This is a genomic window from Vibrio syngnathi, assembly GCF_002119525.1.
Classification (GTDB): domain Bacteria; phylum Pseudomonadota; class Gammaproteobacteria; order Enterobacterales; family Vibrionaceae; genus Vibrio; species Vibrio syngnathi.
Genome location: NZ_CP017917.1, coordinates 278,289 through 295,909, shown reverse-complemented (window position 1 = coordinate 295,909; position 17,621 = coordinate 278,289). Strand labels below are relative to the sequence as shown.

At 43.7% G+C, this 17,621-nt stretch carries 14 protein-coding genes; 10 read left to right on the top strand and 4 right to left on the bottom strand.

Annotated features, from left to right (window positions below):
* Positions 1–3: 3 nt before the first annotated feature.
* On the bottom strand, positions 4–1,191 hold the full coding sequence (locus K08M4_RS16190; protein WP_086050625.1) for a GGDEF domain-containing protein: 1,188 nt from the start codon (positions 1,189–1,191) through the stop codon (positions 4–6).
* Between the two features lie 304 nt (positions 1,192–1,495).
* On the opposite strand from K08M4_RS16190, the gene K08M4_RS16185 reads away from it, so the two are divergent.
* The gene (locus K08M4_RS16185) at positions 1,496–2,284 is read left to right on the top strand and encodes a phytanoyl-CoA dioxygenase family protein (protein WP_086050624.1); all 789 of its coding nucleotides are present in this window, start codon (positions 1,496–1,498) and stop codon (positions 2,282–2,284) included.
* 20 nt (positions 2,285–2,304) lie between these two features.
* A complete protein-coding gene (locus tag K08M4_RS16180; protein WP_086050623.1) occupies positions 2,305–3,291 on the top strand; it encodes a zinc-dependent alcohol dehydrogenase family protein in 987 nt (328 codons plus the stop codon).
* Between the two features lie 84 nt (positions 3,292–3,375).
* Here the strand turns inward: K08M4_RS16180 and K08M4_RS22345 are convergent, their stop codons facing one another.
* From K08M4_RS22345 to K08M4_RS16170, 3 genes are read right to left on the bottom strand one after another with little or no spacing between them, the layout of a single operon-like run.
* A complete protein-coding gene (locus K08M4_RS22345) occupies positions 3,376–4,485 on the bottom strand; it encodes a putative bifunctional diguanylate cyclase/phosphodiesterase (RefSeq protein WP_250638350.1) in 1,110 nt (369 codons plus the stop codon).
* The gene (locus K08M4_RS22385; RefSeq protein WP_250638349.1) at positions 4,463–5,557 is read right to left on the bottom strand and encodes a HAMP domain-containing protein; all 1,095 of its coding nucleotides are present in this window, start codon (positions 5,555–5,557) and stop codon (positions 4,463–4,465) included. The genes K08M4_RS22345 and K08M4_RS22385 overlap by 23 nt, the downstream gene beginning before the upstream one ends.
* A gap of 18 nt (positions 5,558–5,575) precedes the next feature.
* The gene (locus K08M4_RS16170; RefSeq protein WP_232460254.1) at positions 5,576–6,436 is read right to left on the bottom strand and encodes a phosphate/phosphite/phosphonate ABC transporter substrate-binding protein; all 861 of its coding nucleotides are present in this window, start codon (positions 6,434–6,436) and stop codon (positions 5,576–5,578) included.
* A 555-nt stretch (positions 6,437–6,991) separates the two neighbouring features.
* Here K08M4_RS16170 and K08M4_RS16165 point away from each other — a divergent pair.
* The 8 genes from K08M4_RS16165 (at position 6,992) to K08M4_RS16130 (ending at position 17,520) form a co-directional block, all read left to right on the top strand.
* Complete coding sequence (locus K08M4_RS16165) at positions 6,992–7,690, top strand: ABC transporter ATP-binding protein (protein ID WP_086050621.1); 699 nt, start codon at positions 6,992–6,994, stop codon at positions 7,688–7,690.
* 8 nt (positions 7,691–7,698) lie between these two features.
* A complete protein-coding gene (locus K08M4_RS16160; RefSeq protein WP_086051492.1) occupies positions 7,699–10,221 on the top strand; it encodes an ABC transporter permease in 2,523 nt (840 codons plus the stop codon).
* Positions 10,221–11,378, top strand: coding sequence for a lipocalin-like domain-containing protein (locus K08M4_RS16155; protein ID WP_086050620.1), 1,158 nt, complete (start codon positions 10,221–10,223; stop codon positions 11,376–11,378). Before K08M4_RS16160 ends, K08M4_RS16155 begins: the two co-directional genes overlap by 1 nt.
* Before the next feature lie 457 nt (positions 11,379–11,835).
* Positions 11,836–12,765, top strand: a complete 930-nt coding sequence (locus K08M4_RS16150) for a LysR family transcriptional regulator (protein WP_086050619.1) — start codon at positions 11,836–11,838, stop codon at positions 12,763–12,765.
* A gap of 771 nt (positions 12,766–13,536) precedes the next feature.
* Positions 13,537–14,628, top strand: coding sequence for a calcium:cation antiporter (locus K08M4_RS16145; protein WP_086051491.1), 1,092 nt, complete (start codon positions 13,537–13,539; stop codon positions 14,626–14,628).
* A 67-nt stretch (positions 14,629–14,695) separates the two neighbouring features.
* Positions 14,696–15,346 (top strand): DedA family protein, encoded by a 651-nt coding sequence (locus K08M4_RS16140; protein WP_086050618.1) that lies wholly within the window; start codon positions 14,696–14,698, stop codon positions 15,344–15,346.
* A gap of 9 nt (positions 15,347–15,355) precedes the next feature.
* Positions 15,356–16,747 (top strand): magnesium transporter, encoded by a 1,392-nt coding sequence (locus K08M4_RS16135; protein ID WP_086050617.1) that lies wholly within the window; start codon positions 15,356–15,358, stop codon positions 16,745–16,747.
* Positions 16,748–16,869: 122 nt separating this feature from the next.
* Positions 16,870–17,520, top strand: coding sequence for a MarC family NAAT transporter (locus K08M4_RS16130; RefSeq protein WP_086050616.1), 651 nt, complete (start codon positions 16,870–16,872; stop codon positions 17,518–17,520).
* The last annotated feature ends 101 nt before the right edge of the window (positions 17,521–17,621 follow it).

Sequence of the window (17,621 nt, the reverse complement as noted above, 5' to 3'; positions counted from 1 at the left end):
CCATCAAGCATTAACGAGTTCGTCAGTATGACTAGGACAAATTGAAGTCATATTGCGACCGTTTGTTTTCGCGTGATATAACGCTTTGTCGGCTCGGCTAATAAACCCATCCCAACACTCATGTGGGTGAAGCTGAGCAACACCAAAACTCGACGTCAGAAACATCTCATGTTTTTGTACTGCTGATATTTCTGAAATGGACATTCGTAACTTGCTAGCCATAACCTGAGCTTGTTGGAAATCGACATTAGGCAATAAAATCATTATCTCGTCTCCGCCAAAACGAAACGCACTGGCTTTGGGCGATGTTTTTATCGCACTTTGAACCATTTCAGCAAAAGACTTGATCACGAGGTCACCCACAATGTGTCCGTGTTGGTCATTAATCGACTTAAAGTTATCAATATCCATCATTATGGCACTAATAGGCGTGCTACCCGCCTGCTTCATAATGACTGGAATCATTTCATCTAAAGCTCTGCGGTTTCCAAGTGCCGTTAAAGGGTCGCTGTAAGATAGCTCGTGAATAGAACTAAGCAGCCTTGCATTGATCAACCAAAGCATTGTGAAGCTCATCGACACGATAAGAACAATACTGACTAAAAAGGCAAGTTGATGAATGAGCGTGGCCGCCATGAAATCCTGCAACTGAGCTGAAAATAGCGTAACCAAGACTCGGAACGCCATAAACCCGCCATATATCAAAAATGACAAAGCCATCATCCGAGTTGCTAAGGTCAAGTCATCGCGTTGACCCTTTAATACCACAAAGGCAGTGCCAAGAGTCACAAAGGCCAAATATAAGCTAATGAGGATAATTCGAGCCTTGATGGAAGGTTCATAGTACGTGAAGTGTATAAAACCTAACAGAAGAGCCAACATCATCAGATTGCTGAAGTAGGTGCATTTTAAAGAATATTCTCGAAACAGGCATAAACTATACAAAGCGAGATGAAACCCAAGCGCAATGACCATATTGGCACCAACAATAGTGACCCAATCAGGGAATCCCCCTCTTAGGCTCAACATCATCGGCCCAGTTCCGATAACAAATATTGAAATAGAAAAGAGTGAAAGCCCTTTAATAGACTGTTGGGTAAATTGGAACAACAATAAGCCAATACAGTAAATGAAAGAGAACAAAATAATAATAAAATTAAGTGTTCTCATATCCAGCGAAAAACCATCCATGATTTACTCTCTTCCCTAAGTCAATTAAATCACAACATGGTCAATAATCATCCAAACCATAAAAATATTCATCATATGAATCATTACACTTTGTAAAATAGGGGATGTGTCACATATAAGGAGATCTGTATCGCATGAGTTCATGATATGGATAGGCATGTAAAACTCGTCCCCATATAGCTTCATAGCATCACTGAATCTACAGGCTTCTGCACTCGTTACTTGGTTGAATGACGACTGTCTGGCATTATGCGCCTATTAAACCTGTGGTTATTACACAGTAAAGAATGAACGAAGGTAGTCAGTGGTAGAAAACAGCCAACAATTAAGTGACCGTTACGACGAACATGGTTACTTTGTTATCAGAAATTATTTCGATGAAGCTCAAATTGCATCACTTAGAAAAGTCGTGCTGAAATTCCATGAATCATGGAAAGCAGACAACGAAGAGTTCTATCAAGAAGAGGCATTTAACTCATCTTTGATTACCGGAAGCGAGTATCTACCCGCCGACGATAGAAGCGTACTGTTTGACTTCATCAGCTCAAAAAAAGTGATGGAAGTGGTCGATGCGGTGATACCGAACAAACCTGCCTTCATGAACACGCAGCTGTTTTTCAACCCAGTGAACCCGCAACAAAAAGACTTCTGGCATCGCGACTGTCAATACGACTATGACATTGATGACCAGATGAAAGTCATCATGGAAACTCAAGTATTGCACCTCCGTGTACCTATATTTGATGAACCCGGGATGGAGCTTATCCCCGGAACACACAAACGCTGGGACAATGAAGAAGAATACAACGTTCGCCAAGAAGAAAATGGTAAAGTGAGCAGCGATGATATCTCTGGTGGCAAGCAGATACCGTTAGAAGCGGGCGACTTATTGGTGTTTTCAGCGGATATGATCCATCGAGGTAGATACGGATTGGATCGTTTGGCATTGGATATTTTGATCTTTGATTCTGCGGCCGATTATGTCGACTACGTCGATGACGATTGCTTACCAACTCCATCAATGTTGAACAACATTTCCGACCCAAGACTGTTTATGAACACGCTACACTTAAAGTCGATGCTGTGCTCATAAACCACAAAGGTGCCTGAACCATGACTGACACTAAGCAAAATACCCGAATTAGCCAGTTCCGCTTCGGTCAGCCGAAGGAGTCTCTCAAGCTAGAACATGTCACTTTAGGGACGCTAGATAAGGATAAGGTTCGAGTAAGAGTTGAGGCGACCAACATCAATCCTAGTGATCTGTTGTCGATTTATGGTGTTGGGCAGTACAAGCACAGCCACCAGCCGCCGAGAGTTCCGGGGTTTGAAGCGGTCGGAAGGGTTGTAGAGTCCAGCCATGCTGAGTTTGCAATGAATCAGCGAGTGCTCGTAGCAACCAGTGGAACATGGCAAAACTATGTCGATGTATCACCAGGTGACCTGTTCCAAATTCCTCAGCACCTAGAAAATGGCTACGCCTGCCAGTTGTACATTAATGCGCTAACCGCATGGGTGTTGACGACAGAAGTAGCTAAGCTGACCCAAGAAGATGTGTTGATCATCAACGCGGGCAGTTCAGCCATCGGTAAAATCTTCTCTCAATTATCAGAATCACTCGGCTTCAAAATCATTGTCGTTACATCACAACCGAAACAATACCCGACCATTTCAAGTTGGGTGTTAGATGCAAATGATGATTTAGTTTCTCAAATTAAGGCGTTAGGCTTGCCTATGCCGACCGTTGCCTTTGATGCGATTGGCGGCTCACCCGGAACCGATCTTGTTCACACCCTTAGCGACAATGGGCGTTTTATCAACTATGGCACGCTGTCACTGGATTTTTACGAGCCACGTTTTTTTGAGCAGGCGAAGAGCCAAGGCATCGATTTTAGCACCTTCTTCTTACGTTATTGGGAAGAGGCTGAAGGCAAAGATGTTCGCCGTGATAAATTCACAAGCATGCTAGATCACTTCATCACAAACGATATTCAGCTCGACGTTGACCGCTATCTGCCGTTCGATGAAGTGCAAACCGCGATTGATCTCATTGAATCGAAAACCACACGATTAGATGGCAAGATCATATTGCTTCCTTAGTACATCGTTGATCGCGATAACTTGCGCTCGTGTTAGGTAACTCTCCTAACACTGCGTTAAACGGGGGAGTTTAAAAAGACGTAATTACTTCAGATAAATAACGTTTGTATGTTTAGGTTTGCTCAACCCTGTTTCAAGTTTTTTCGACAACGTTTCCGCACACATAGGTTTGGCTAAGAGATAACCTTGTCCGTAATCACAGTGCGATTGCGCTAAGAAGTTTGACTGGACAGTTGTTTCAATTCCTTCAGCAACGACCTTAATACCTAGCTGGTGAGCCATTGAAACAACTGCCGCACATAGAGCACGGTCATTCATATCGCACTCAATATCACTGACAAAGCTTCGATCAATTTTCAAACCATCAATGTTGAACTCTCGTAAGAACCCTAGTGAAGAGTATCCGGTGCCAAAATCATCTAACCAGACTTTGATCCCCATACTCCTAAGGTCATCCAACGTTTTCTTTGCGCTTACCTTATCAAACATTAGGGCCGTTTCGGTTACTTCTATATGTAACCTTGTTACTTCAACTTGATGTTTTTGTGTTTGATATTGGAATGTTCGGAGTGCTTTATTGCCATAGAGCTGCTTTGGAGACAGGTTTATCGCAACATAAAATTCGGGAGGAAGGTGATGTCTAAAATCCCACTCCTGAATATCTTTGCAGGCTTGCATTACTATCCAATCACCAAGTGTATGAATAATATCCGTGGCTTCAGCGATAGGAATGAACTCAATAGGAGAAATATTGCCTTTTGTAGGATGGTGCCAACGTATAAGGGCTTCAACTCCAACGACATGCCCTGTTTTCAGGTCAAACTTTGGTTGATATAAGAGCCTAAACTGAGAGAAATCATCGATAGCGGCTCTAAGCTCCTTTTCTATGACTCCCCTTGCTAGTATCTTCTGTTCGATTTCTTGGTTGAAGAAACAGTACCTACCTTTACCGTTCTCTTTGGCGCTGTACATTGCCATGTCCGCACTTTTCACCAAGTCTTCAGAAGTGTTTCCCGAGTCTGGATATAAAGCAACGCCAACACTCGCTCCGACCACTACCGATTCACCTACGGAACTGAGGTAAATCGGCTGTTTTAGAGAGTGCACAATATCAGAGGCAAACTTAGATACTGTATCCTTTGTCTTAATTCCTGATAAGCGAAGTAAAAACTCATCCCCCCCCAACTCTTGCAATCATGCATTGAGGCTCTTCCTTTGTAGTCATTTGCCCCATTTTTTTTAGCGAGTTAGTTAATGTCTGAGCCACTTCACTTAACAGCTCATCTCCAGCTTGATGTCCAAGGTTGTCATTGACACGTTTAAACTCGTCCAAATCGATAAAGAAAACCGCAAAGACCTCTTTTGACTGTTTGCATCGATGAATACATCGCTCAAGACATTGAATAAACTGAGAGCGATTCGGTAACTTAGTCAGAGGGTCGTTGTAAGCTAAAAACTCAACTTCCTCATTCCGCTGCTTGAGGCTTGAATCCATCCTGTCAAACGCCAGAGCAAGCTCTCCGAGTTCATCACTGCGCTGGATGTTGTTTGATACTAGGAAAACCCCTTTACTGATGCGTTTCGAATGTTGTAGGAGTTGATTAATCGGACGAATCATCGTCTTAGCTAATAACATGGAAAAGAGTAGGCTGACCAGACACATGAACATTGTCAATATTATGCTCAATACCGTGCTATAACTTCTACTCGAGTCAGTTATATCCTTGATAATGGTATTGTTTTTCTCGATATCGCCTTTCACGGCCTCTAAGGAATAGCTCATCACTATGCCTCCTAGCCGAGTTTTATTCATCGTGATTGGACGCGCAACAATCAGTGCTGATGAATTGATTTCAGTATAGTTTTCTTGCTTACTCAAGACATTTTCTTGCACCCTTGGCATATCCAAGTTGGAGCCATAACCGAGTACTACATCCTCTCCGGTATGAACTATCAAACCATTAGCATCAAAAACCTTTATGAATATGACATCTTTATTTTCAAAGGCAGGCTCTAAAATGGAGTTAATATTATCGATATCATGAAAATACATCGGATCAAAAAGTGCTTCAGAGAGGTACTCAACCGTTTGTTCTGCCTGACTCTGTGCTTGGGAAGTAAAGTTCTCTGCAATATTCGTTGCCGTTTCTTCCAGAATTTCATCACTATAGTATGAAGATATCAGCCACTGAGACAAGGAAAGGCAACCCATGGTCAAAACGACCATAAGCATGTTTCCGAGTACAAGTTTACCTTTTAACTTCATAAGCAACGACTTCTCTAGTTAACGGGAGATGTATTCATCAACCAATAGCTTTTGCGCTTCCGCCCAAGAAATGCTTTCTAAAATCTCTGGTGTGATAGCATCAAATTTTTTCGTCTTTTTATAGACATTCAAAGCCTGTTTGCCTTCCTCACTTTCATGGGCTGAAAGTAATACTAAGAGCATGTTTTTCTTAAATTCGGAGGAGAGATCAGGGCGTATCAGTACGAGTGAGCGGGGGATGGCTGGAGAAGTATGGATCACCTGTAACTGTTGTTTGACCTGCTCGGGAATTTCTTTCTCCCAGTCGAGATGACTAAAAGCAGCTGACGCAACAATGTTACGATGAACCCAGCTCATCATATTGGATTCGCCGCCAGACTTTGAATACTCATCGGAAAAAAAATAACCCACCTCGTCTTTCGGTGGATGCTCTCTAGGGGAGCTTAACTCATAGAGTTTATATCCTTGCCCAAGCAGTATCGCCGCAGGGACAAGAAACGCACTAGTAGAACCGACATCCTCAAAAACAACCGTTTTTCCACGTAGATCACTTAGGGAGTCTACCCCATTATTGCGTTTGGAAAAGAAGATTGAATGGTATTCCGCCACACCGCTTTTCCATCGTCTTGCTAAAAGTTCAGCACCCGAATATTGCATTAATTCCTGTGCTGCAAACACCGTTTCAGAAACCAGATCTACCTGACCGCTTTTTATCCAGCGAGCCATTTGATGAGAGTCGCGGGCGACAACAACTTGGCCTGTTTTGATACCATAGGTAGATAGATTTTCAGCTAAGTAATCAGCAAAAGGCTGTGCACGTTTGAATGCTTTTTTTGGGTTAGAGCTAATAACCCCTATGATTATTGTTTCTTCACGCAAGGTGCTTTTCGTGTCTGCACTAGCGGATACCGTGAAAAGCGAACAAACAATTACTGTTAGCAGTAAAACGAACTGTTTACAAATGGACTGACAACTAACCATGCACGCACCGAAATGTGATATTTATCTCAATATTAGACCTATAATATTCGAAAATCATAGAATCTGCCATCTTGTATTAGCGATTAATGGTGTAAGCACACAATCGCGAATAAATTAATCTCATTACGTTGACAACAAGTTGTTATTGCGGATTCTTACGTGAAAATTTAGAGCAAATTGTCTTTACTCTAAGATCATAAACATGGTCACGAACCATCTAACAATAAATTCGAAAACATCTTTGATGGCTTAAACATTCCCACTAACATCTGCATTATTCCTCATACTGATCCATTTCGCTCTCATCAAAGTACAAGTTATTAATAATTCGATGTAAATCGCTTTCTTTTTCAAATTTTTGTCTACAGTTTTATAGAGATTGTCGCTTCGGTAATAGCCACAAGTAACGACACCTTTTGATGGTTAGTTTTGGTTATAAGGAAAGGAGAGGAAATGGAAAGCCCAATTGTCACACTCACCCATGCCAGCAAAAGCTTTGTTGATGGCAAAGATACCCATCACGTATTGGAAGGTATCGATTTCGCTTTGGCGACAGGGGCAAGCGTGGCTTTGACAGGGGCGAGTGGCAGTGGGAAAAGTACTCTACTGAATATCATTGCGGGGTTTGAACCTCTATCCGGTGGAACGTTGTGGCTCGATGGCGAGAACACATTAGATTGGAAAGACCCACAGTGGAGCCGATTCCGCCATCAAAAATTGGGTGTTATCTTTCAGCAGTTCAACTTGTTAACGCCACTCAACGTAAAACAAAACATCGCCTTCCCGCTCCATTTAAATCAACAGAAATGGAGCGACTGGTCCGATTATTTAGTGGATGCATTGGGCATCAGTGAGCTACTCGAAAGACACGTATCCGCACTCTCTGGCGGTCAGCAACAACGAGTCGCAATAGCACGTGCTTTAGCTCACAACCCCAAACTATTGCTTGCCGACGAGCCCACAGGCAACCTCGACCACAAAGCAGGGTTAGAGGTTATGAAGCTGCTGAGTGAAATCACCACTCAAGGCAACACTGCGGTGCTTTTGGTTACGCACAGCCCAGAATGCGCCAGCTTTATGCAGACAAAATTGGTGTTAGATGATGGTTGTTTAAGGAACGCGGATCTAACCCCAAGAGCAGCAGCGTTGTGAATAAGCCAATGAAGCAAACTGGCTTCGCACAGAACCAGCTCACCCATACCAAACTGACTCTGAATCTATTCGCAGCGCACTATCGTCAATCGCCACTGCAAGCCGCAGCGATTCTGATCGGCATTGTGTTAGCGGTCACCTTGTTTGTCGCAGTGCAAGCCATCAACCTCAATGCCAAGCGCAGTTATGCAGAATCAACCGAGCAACTTAGCGCCCAAGCACAAAACCTTATCATTCCACCAGCAGGGCAAAACTATTTGCCGGAATCGCTCTACTTCAACTTAAGACAAAGTGGATTAAGCGCAGCGCTACCCGTTATAGAAGGGCGAGTAAGAGACGAACAAGGCCGACGCTGGTCAGTTCAAGGCAGTGAGTTGATCGCCGCCCTCACTTCAAGAACTCGCCACTCTCGCGTCGACGAAAGAAGCAATACTCAAACCATAGAGCCAAACATTTCCCTGCTCGACAATGCCTTACCTTTGCCGCCACTCTTAGCGGGTGAACCCATTGTGATGATGAGCCAGTCGCAACACCAGAACTTGGGAGAAGTAGACACGCTCACTTTGGATGAAGTGCTCACAAAAGTCGTGGTATTGCCAGATGAATGGCAGTTAGGTAGCCGAATGTTGATGGACATTGGATTCGCTCAGCAACTGCTTAACAAGCAAGGGCAACTGAGCTATATCGCTGTTTTTGATATTAAGAACAATACTCAGGATAAATGGCAAAGCCTCATCGGTGATCAAGGGCAATGGATTTCCAACAACCAAAGCACAGATCTCGGATCTATTACCGACAGCTTTCACCTCAATCTCACCGCCATGAGTTTGTTGGCGTTTTTGGTTGGCCTGTTCATCGCTTACAACGGTGTGAAGTACAGTTTGCTCAAGCGAAATCGGCTGTTAGTACAAATTCAGCAAGCTGGGGTTACGCCAAGCATCGTGTTTTCAGCTCTATTAGTCGAGCTGACTCTTTTAGTCACATTAGGTGCTTCGCTTGGATTCATTCTCGGTATTCAACTCAGCCATTGGCTACATCCAACCGTCGCAATCACGCTCGAGCAACTTTACGGCGCAACACTGCTTCCCGGCACATGGCAGTGGCAATGGTTAGTTCAGGCACTATTACTCACGTTGGCCGCAACGCTTATTGCTTGTTGGCAGCACTTTAAACAGCGGGTGCGACAACCACTCTCCTCCCATGGTGGTTTCTATCAAGCGCCGGAAACGTCTAACGAAAATCAGCTGTTTGTTATCGGGTCAGTATTAACTATTCTCGCGTTAGCAGGGTTATGGATGAGCGAACATCATCGCTTCACCATGGCATGGCTCGGAGTGTTAGTGGTGTCGATTCCTTTGTATTTGCCCAAAACACTCAGCGTGCTAGCGAACTGGAGCGAAAAACGCACCCAATCGGGGTTAATACAATATCTGTTCGCTGAGCTGCGTGAACTTATCTCCCCTCTCTCCCTTGCCATGATGGCGTTGCTTCTCGCCGTCACCGCCAATATCGGAATGAATACCTTAGTCGGCAGCTTTGAATCCACGTTAAAGCAATGGCTTGAACAGCGCTTACATGCCGATATTTACGTTAGCCCTGCCCAAGGTGAAATCGCGAATGTGGAACGTGCGTTAGAACAGTTTGAGAACGTTGAAACCGTCTATAAGCAATACTACGTCGATGATAACTTGCAGGGCTTGCCGACTTTGCTCGGCACTAAAGACAAAGACACACTTGAGCAAACCATGGTGTTCCAATCCCGCGTTGATGACTTCTGGACGCGCTTTTACCAAGGTGAATTCGTGGCGATCAGCGAGCCTACCGCGATCAAGCTCAGATTATCATTGAATAGCAAACTTGAACTTGATGCGATCCAAGACAAAACACTCATCGTCGGCGCGATTTTTCATGATTACGGCTCACCCAATGGCGAAGTGTTACTTGCACCTAATTTATGGCTCGAAAGCGGATTTACTGACTTGCCCACCAGCTTGGGAATCAAAGTATCTGGCGACCCACAAGTGGTGTACGAACAACTGCGCCAGAAACTGAACCTGCACCCAAGTCAGCTTTACGATCAAGCACAGATCAAATCGATCGCTTTAGATATCTTCTCACAAACCTTTGCCATCACTCGGGCGCTTAATGGCGTCACTTTAATGGTGGCGGTGATTGGGTTGTTCTGCGCCTGTTTCATGTTACTCGATGCACGCAAAGCCGCTATTGCAAGGTTGTATGCGCTCGGCGTTAGCCAGCAAAAATTGATGGCGATGGTGATCGGGCAAATCGTAGTTCTGGTCACCTTCACTCTGGTTATCGCCTTACCACTCGGCGCTATGGTCGGTTATGTGTTGACGGACATCGTTACCCTGCGCGCCTTTGGTTGGAGTTTAAATTATGCATGGAATTGGAGTGATGCACTCGGCATCGCAGCCATCACCATTTTAGTGGCTGTGTTTGCGACCTTGATTCCACTGTGGCGTTTGGTCAGTAAACCCGTGGTATCCAGTTTGCAAAGTGAGGTGTTGTGATGAATCGACCAATAAAAGTTTTCGTTCTCACAATTGGCATCTTGCTCCTTTTAGGATGCGACGAGCCTAGACAGCACTCAACAAAACTATCAACAAAACAGTCAGCTCAAAATATGGGTTCGATACTCGGCACTGGAACACAAGCCGAGAATGAAACACAAAAAGAGACTGAGCAATTCACACCAGTAGTAAAAGGCGTCGAGATCACCTTCCCTGCCGACCATCAAGCACACCCTGATTTTCGTCATGAATGGTGGTACTTAACCGCCAACCTCATTGATGAAGACGGCAATGCGCTAGGCGTACAATGGACACAATTCCGCTTCGCGGCTGCACCAAAGGACAGTTCGAATAGCGCTAAGCAAACGACGTGGCAAAGTCAGCAAATCTACATGGCACACAGCGCCGTAACCACGAAAGACAAACACTACGCCGATGAAAAATGGTCACGTGACCAAGCTGAACTTGCGGGTGTTAGCGATTCGCCGTTTCGTGTTTATCTTGACGACTGGCAATGGAACTCTTCAAGCGATGACCTATTCCCCGCAACCTTGAACGCTAATTCCGATCAGTTTGGCTACTCGCTATCGCTCACCAGTAACGCGCCTTATCAAAAACAAGGTGAGCAAGGCTACAGCACTAAAAGTAGCGATAGTAAAGTGGCTTCCTATTACTACAGCCAGCCATTCATCGATATATCAGGCGAGGTAACTATTGATGGCGTCACCCATCAGGTTTCCGGTACAGGTTGGATAGACAGAGAATGGAGCTCGCAGTTTTTACTCGACTCACAACAAGGCTGGGATTGGTTTGCGTTAAGGCTGAGTGATGAAACCAGTTTGGTGGTATTTCAGCTTCGAAACTCAACATCAGGCAAAGCTAGTTATTCCCATGCGAGGTTGATGAATCAAGATGGCTCCGGCCTCGCAATTAAGCAACAAGGCATCAACTTAACCGCCATCAGGCAAACTGAAATCGATGGGCGTGACTACCCAACAAAGTGGCAAATTTCGATTCCAAGCCAGCAAATAGAACTGACTGCTTCAGCGCTTAATCCAAATGCCAAAATGCCGCTGTCGGTTCCCTATTGGGAGGGGCCTATCTCAATTGAAGGAACACACTCCGGTACGGGTTATATGGAGCTTACGGGGTATTGATTGGAAAATACTACCTAACACATATTGAGTCATTAAGAAGGGGGGCTGAATTGAACTAGCACCACTGAAGACTTAAATAGATTCTAGTAAAACCATTGGCACAATAAACTGTCCCAACACGTTCAGAGCTAATCATTTGGGCTCATTAACAATAAGATTAAATACAGGAACAGCAATATACGGACTTTGCAAATGGCTTGGGTGACTCTCCAATATCACCTATCGCAACCTAGATACTATCAATTACTCAATATCAAGGTCGTTCCGATAGTCCTATTAGAGTACAAATATGTTCCAAACCTCAAGTAACGGTGACATATACAACTTTTTATAAACCATACTTATATTTATGTTCAAGTCGGTTCGACACAGACTGACACACCTGCGGACAAAAATGAGTTTGCGTCATTCGCGTTGAACACTACAATGAAAGACTCTCAATAGTTAAGAGCTGACGATGAAAGAACTTCGCGATTTAGATTTAAACCTACTGAAACTATTACAAGCTGTGGTAGAAACACGCAACACACATCAAGCCGCAGACAAACTAGGGATATCACAAACCAGTGTCAGCCGTGGTCTGGCTAAGCTAAGAGAGACGTTTGGTGATCAACTTTTCATTCGTAAAGCTCACGGTGTAGAGCCTTCTGAGCTCGCTGAAAAATTGGCTGAAGCGGCCGATGAAATGTTCACACCACTATTAAAAGTTGTTGAGTCGTATAATAATTTTGAACCGCTGCAATTTACCGGTGAAATTACTATCGCAATGAACATTTATTTACTCGAACAATACGGCGATGACATTTTTAGTGCACTAAGAGAAGCACTGCCTACTGCCAGTTTTAAACTAGTTTACTGGCAAGAACAAAGCTTGAGTGAAATGCTGAATGGTCAAATAGATTACATGCTCCATTTTTCTGATTTCCCATTGCCACAAGAAGTTTATCAACACCATTTAAAAGAAATCAAACTCAGTATCGTTGCTCGAAAAAACCACCCAATACTCAGCAAGAGTAACGCCTTAGAAGATATCCATCACCTCCCTATTACTCGTATAGTAGTGGATGGAATCAACTCAAAACGAGCACCCGCTGAAGACTTTTATTTAACAAAAGGTTATAAGGCCAATATTGTACTAACTACCCACAGTATTCGAGTTTTGCTCAACAAAGTGAAGAACTCTGATGCGATCTTATTCGGCAGTACATTTCTGACTAAGGATGAGCCTGAGCTAAGCTGTTACCCGCTTCCTCTTCTTCCAAAAGAGATGAGAACGATACAAATCAATGGTGGTTACTTGCAATCAAAACGTGGTTTCCCACTGAACCAACTGTTGCACCAAACCATGCAAAGCTTCTTCGATAGCGTTGTTCAGCCTGAGATATAACTATTTAGTCCATAGAGTAATTTAACTTCTGGAATAGCTTAGCTCATAGAATAAGAATAACGGCGCGGCTATAGAGTGGAACCATCGCTACAGAGTCACTTGACATCACGTATGTTGTCGGTCGTTTTTCATTCATGAATCCATGAAAATTAGCTAATGTGTCTATCGCACAATTCACTGTTCTGTTTAAGTGCACCTTCCGATTCAGCCATGCACTCAACACCTCCATTTGTATAGTCACCATGACACAGACTATCTGCACATGATGATTAATCCCCACATCAGCTTTGCGTAGTAATCGCTGTATTCCAACGGTATCAGTAAGCAGTCACTCTCAAGTACCCGAAAACGGTTCTCCATCAGCATATAAATCACACGTTCCACTGCTGATTTAGCGAATTCAATTTCGAAGATATAGAACATAGATTAAAGGGCTAACGATAAGCTTAGGCACAAGAGTCATGGGATTAAATTTAGCCGATAGGATTTTGTCGAATCCTTTGATCGCAAAGCCAAAGGGAGTTTATGAACTCGACTTGCCGCTTGTTTAAGCCAATATTGAAACCTCAAAACTAGAACTCGACGAATTAGAGAAATTCAGCGTTGGGGTAGATATAAACGCATTTATGAATTTCTCAAATTCATACTCAGACTTTCCGAACCACCATAAACTGCGAGTCGAACACTACCTTATGGAGGAAGTAGTGAACATTCGCAAATTAACAAAGTCAATAGGAACTGACGATGTTGGTGCCAAACGAAAAGCTCAAAATGTATAAGACTTTGAAGCAAGAAAAAACACTGCTCATCGGTATTTTGACTGTTATATTTTTCAAGACTTTTGGTGAAAGCATGCTGACCTCAAGTCTCTCAATCTTCTCTTATGTCATCACTACTGCCGTACTCTTTTATATCACAATGACCGCAATTTTCGCGGTTGTACGCCACTCAGACTCCCTAGCAATCAAACTAGGAGACCCATTTGGTACACTCATTCTGACATTGTCGGTAATCTCATTAGAAGTGATTATGATCTCTTCCGTTATGTTAACTGGCGATCCAAACCCTGTCCTTGCTCGAGATACGATGTTCGCTGTGATCATGGCGGTATTGAATGGATTTGTCGGTATTACCTTATTAGTGGGTGGGATGAAGTATCACACTCAGTCCTATAATTTGGATGGCATTAAAGCGTATTTGGTTGCCATTATTCCACTCGCAATGCTTTGTTTGATCTTGCCTAACTTTACCAGCAGCAGTGAGAACGGAAACATGTCATTGAGCTTAATGGGCACACTGGTTCTCGCATCCATTGCGTTGTATGGCGTATTTCTGTTCGTACAAACACGTAGCCATATTCATTTCTTCATTGATGCCGACAATAAAAGTGTACACGACCACCACGGCCCGGTAAGTAGCAATCTATTTCACACCGTGATGTTAATTGGCTACTTGCTCATCGTTATACTTCTTGCAAAAAGCTTAGCCATACCTATTAACGACAGCATTAGCGTTATGGGCGCCCCGCCTGCCCTTGGCGGCCTTATCGTTGCGCTTATTATTCTTGCACCAGAGGCCGTCGGAGCCGTCAAAGCAGCCCTCACAAACCAACTGCAGCGTGCTATCAACCTGTTCTTTGGCTCAGTATTAGCAACGATTGCGCTGACCGTACCTGCCGTTTTACTCATCTCAGGGGTAATGGAGCAACCCATTAAATTAGGCCTAAAGCCTGCAGAAATGGTGTTACTGGCCGCCACACTTCTCATGACCAGCGTTAGCTTTAGTAGCGGCAGGACCAACTCACTTAATGGCGCGACCCACCTTGTCCTTTTCTTCGCTTATTTAATTTTGATGTTCGATTAACACGAAGAACAACAGCCAGATCATTCGATCTGGTTGTTACGTCGTTTGATACCATTAAGGAAAGAGTATGAATGAAATATTATCCGCCATTTGGGTACAAGATTTTGACACGTTACTTGAGATCAACTCACTCCATATCTTGCTGCTACTGCTTGCGGTTGTGTTATTTCTAGAGTCGAGTTTTGTGTTTTTACCTCTTCCCGGGGACGGACTGGTCTTGTTTGTAGGTGGACTGGTTGGATTAGGTGCTGTGGATTTTTATACCGCCCTGACTGCTCTAAGCTTATCGGCTTGTTTAGGTACCATTATCGGTTATCTACAAGGGCGCTGGTTAGAAGGTTCACGCTTCATGAACAAAGTTGAAGTCGTACTGCCTGACGACTCATTACCTAGAGCAAGGCGCCTTCTCCATAGATTTGGGTTCCTATCGTTGTTCGTGTCTCGTTTTATCCCTTTTGTTCGTGTTCTAACCCCGATGCTGATGGGCGTTGCACACCTAAGCTTTATCCGCACAGTCATGATCAGCATGACCAGTTCAATCGTGTGGGTGTTAACACTGCTTTATGCAGGAAAATCCATTATGCGTCACCCATTTCTCAGCCAGTATCAAGAGCTAATCACTAGGTGGTTTCTCTTCACCAGCTTGTCACTAATGGCAATTGCTTTCATCACCCTGTTTATCCGAATTATCCGTAAACGAAACCACATTGCAGTGTAGCCAATTACTATGACCTTGATAGCCGTACCACTACCTAACACTGAAGCCGAACTGCTGTACGCCGAGTTAATTTCAGCAATGCAGTTCGGTACTAGTGACCGCATTATCAAACAAATAGAAAGTGCAAACCTAACCGATCTTCCATTCGTGATTAGAAAGTTCAACAGCGCTGAATCTGAACAATTTTGGGCGTTGCTTTGTACTCAAAAGCCTAATCTGGCTGCTGACTTTCTGGATTATCTAACAGAGCCAGAGCGTGCACTCTTATTTTCAAATCTTCCTATCAACAGTGCAAAAGACATTCTATTGCATATGCGTTCAGACGTTCGCCGCTCTCTATTACGCAGCTTACCGAAACCTCTCCACAGAGCCCTTGAATTCTCATTGCCCGAAACCTGGGAACACGAAGAAAAAGCAGCGATGTCATTTCCTAATGGTTCTGTGGGGCGAATTTGCAAGAACGAGGTCATCAAATTAGAAAACTGGGCAACCGTTTCAGATTTGGAAACCATCTTGCGTGAAGGCGAGCAAAGCTCTGAACGAATTGAATGGCGCTACATTTATTTGCACGACAAACACGGTAACTACTTAGGAGCGGTGAAAACCCGAGAACTGTTTCTCGCTCAATCTTGGGATAGATTACTTGATCATATTGATACAAGTGTTCCCACCGTACCTGCAGATTTTGATCTCCAATCATTAAAAAGTGTGCTCGACTCAACCTCACACTCTACCGTTCCTGTTATTAACGAACATGGCTTTCAAATTGGCATTGTTGGTCACACCCAATTAAACCAGGCGTTATATGAAAAATCCGAACAACAACAACGTGAGAGCAGCGGTATATTTGGCGGCGACGAGTTTCGTACCATGCCACTACTCAAGCGTAATATCCGACGCCTCACATTTTTTCTGCCATCGGTCATCTTGAGCTATACCGCGGTATCGATCATCGCTTCCTTTGAACATATTATCGAACAAGTTGCCGTATTAGCCGCAATTTTACCTTTGGTGGCTAACTTATCCGGTGCCGCGGGTAACCAATCTGTTGCCGTTTCTATTCGAGAATTATCAACAAAGCATATTTCCGCTAGAGACTGGTTATTTGTTGTCGCCAAAGAGTTCCCGATTGGTGCTATCAATGGTCTTGCTATTGGTCTAGTTATTGCTCTACTCATGTTGATTACCCATGGTCAGCAAAGTCATTTATTACCAGTACTTGTTGCGGCGGCCTACACAATATCGTCCACTTTCGCAGTCATGATCGGTGGCGCGTTACCTCTGCTTCTCAAACGCGTAAACCTCGATCCGGCCATGTTATCTAGCCCACTACTTACCACATTAACCGATGCGATTTCATTCTTTAGTGTTCTGTATCTTGCTCAGTTAATGCTTCTTTAACCTAGTTAGCTAGTCAGTCATTTAGTCATTTAGTCATTAATTTGATTCGAGATTAAACCGAAACCTAATAATTTAACCACCACCCAATGACACAAAAACCCACCCACACTTAAGGAAACCGTATGCATTTAGAAACGTTATTCACTTATTTAACTCTCACCGTTCTTGGCTTATTGCCGATGATGAACCCTCCAGCAGCCGCTACTGTTCTTCTTGGTTTAAGTAAGGGACGAGACAAAAGTTACATCGTTTCACAAGCGAAAACTGTTGGGATTTATCTGTTCATTGCCATGTGTATCACCTTCTTCATCGGTGCCTCCGTTTTAGAGCTGTTTAGTATTTCAATTCCGAGCTTACGCTTAGGTGGCGGGATTATCATTTGTGCTATTGGCTTTAACATGCTGTTTCCAAAACCAGAAAACATGGATGGTAGTGTCGGGCAAGATTCCATCGCATTGGTACCGCTTACCATTCCATCGTTGTGTGGCCCCGGAACAATGGCACTGATCATTAGCCTTGCCGCTGAAATCGCGTCTAGCGAGGAAGAGTTAGAAAAGATAAGTATTTATACAGGAGTAATTGGAGGCTTTGGTGTCGTTAGCTTGGTCGCCGCTTTTATTTTGAGTATGGCTTACCCGTTACTTAAAGCTTTAGGGCAGAATGGTATTAACGCGTTTACTCGTATTATGGGTTTTCTGCTTATCTGTATGGGTGTGCAATTCTTTACTATCGGTATTACTGAGATCGTACAAGACATCAGCGCATTGCTGTAGTTTTTCGTATCAAACCCCCACACTTTAGATTGCTTATTGTGTGGGATTTTCTTGTTTGTAAGCACATCCAATTTTCATCCTATCAGCCGACAATACTATCC

Bases quoted from the DNA above. Each gene is read 5' to 3' on its own strand.
- K08M4_RS16190 (WP_086050625.1), bottom strand. From the start codon at position 1,191: ATGGATGGTTTTTCGCTGGATATGAGAACACTTAATTTTATTATTATT.
- K08M4_RS16180 (WP_086050623.1), top strand. From the start codon at position 2,305: ATGACTGACACTAAGCAAAATACCCGAATTAGCCAGTTCCGCTTCGGT.
- K08M4_RS22385 (WP_250638349.1), bottom strand. From the start codon at position 5,557: ATGAAGTTAAAAGGTAAACTTGTACTCGGAAACATGCTTATGGTCGTT.
- K08M4_RS16165 (WP_086050621.1), top strand. From the start codon at position 6,992: ATGGAAAGCCCAATTGTCACACTCACCCATGCCAGCAAAAGCTTTGTT.
- K08M4_RS16160 (WP_086051492.1), top strand. From the start codon at position 7,699: ATGAAGCAAACTGGCTTCGCACAGAACCAGCTCACCCATACCAAACTG.
- K08M4_RS16155 (WP_086050620.1), top strand. From the start codon at position 10,221: ATGAATCGACCAATAAAAGTTTTCGTTCTCACAATTGGCATCTTGCTC.
- K08M4_RS16150 (WP_086050619.1), top strand. From the start codon at position 11,836: ATGAAAGAACTTCGCGATTTAGATTTAAACCTACTGAAACTATTACAA.
- K08M4_RS16145 (WP_086051491.1), top strand. From the start codon at position 13,537: ATGTATAAGACTTTGAAGCAAGAAAAAACACTGCTCATCGGTATTTTG.
- K08M4_RS16140 (WP_086050618.1), top strand. From the start codon at position 14,696: ATGAATGAAATATTATCCGCCATTTGGGTACAAGATTTTGACACGTTA.
- K08M4_RS16135 (WP_086050617.1), top strand. From the start codon at position 15,356: ATGACCTTGATAGCCGTACCACTACCTAACACTGAAGCCGAACTGCTG.
- K08M4_RS16130 (WP_086050616.1), top strand. From the start codon at position 16,870: ATGCATTTAGAAACGTTATTCACTTATTTAACTCTCACCGTTCTTGGC.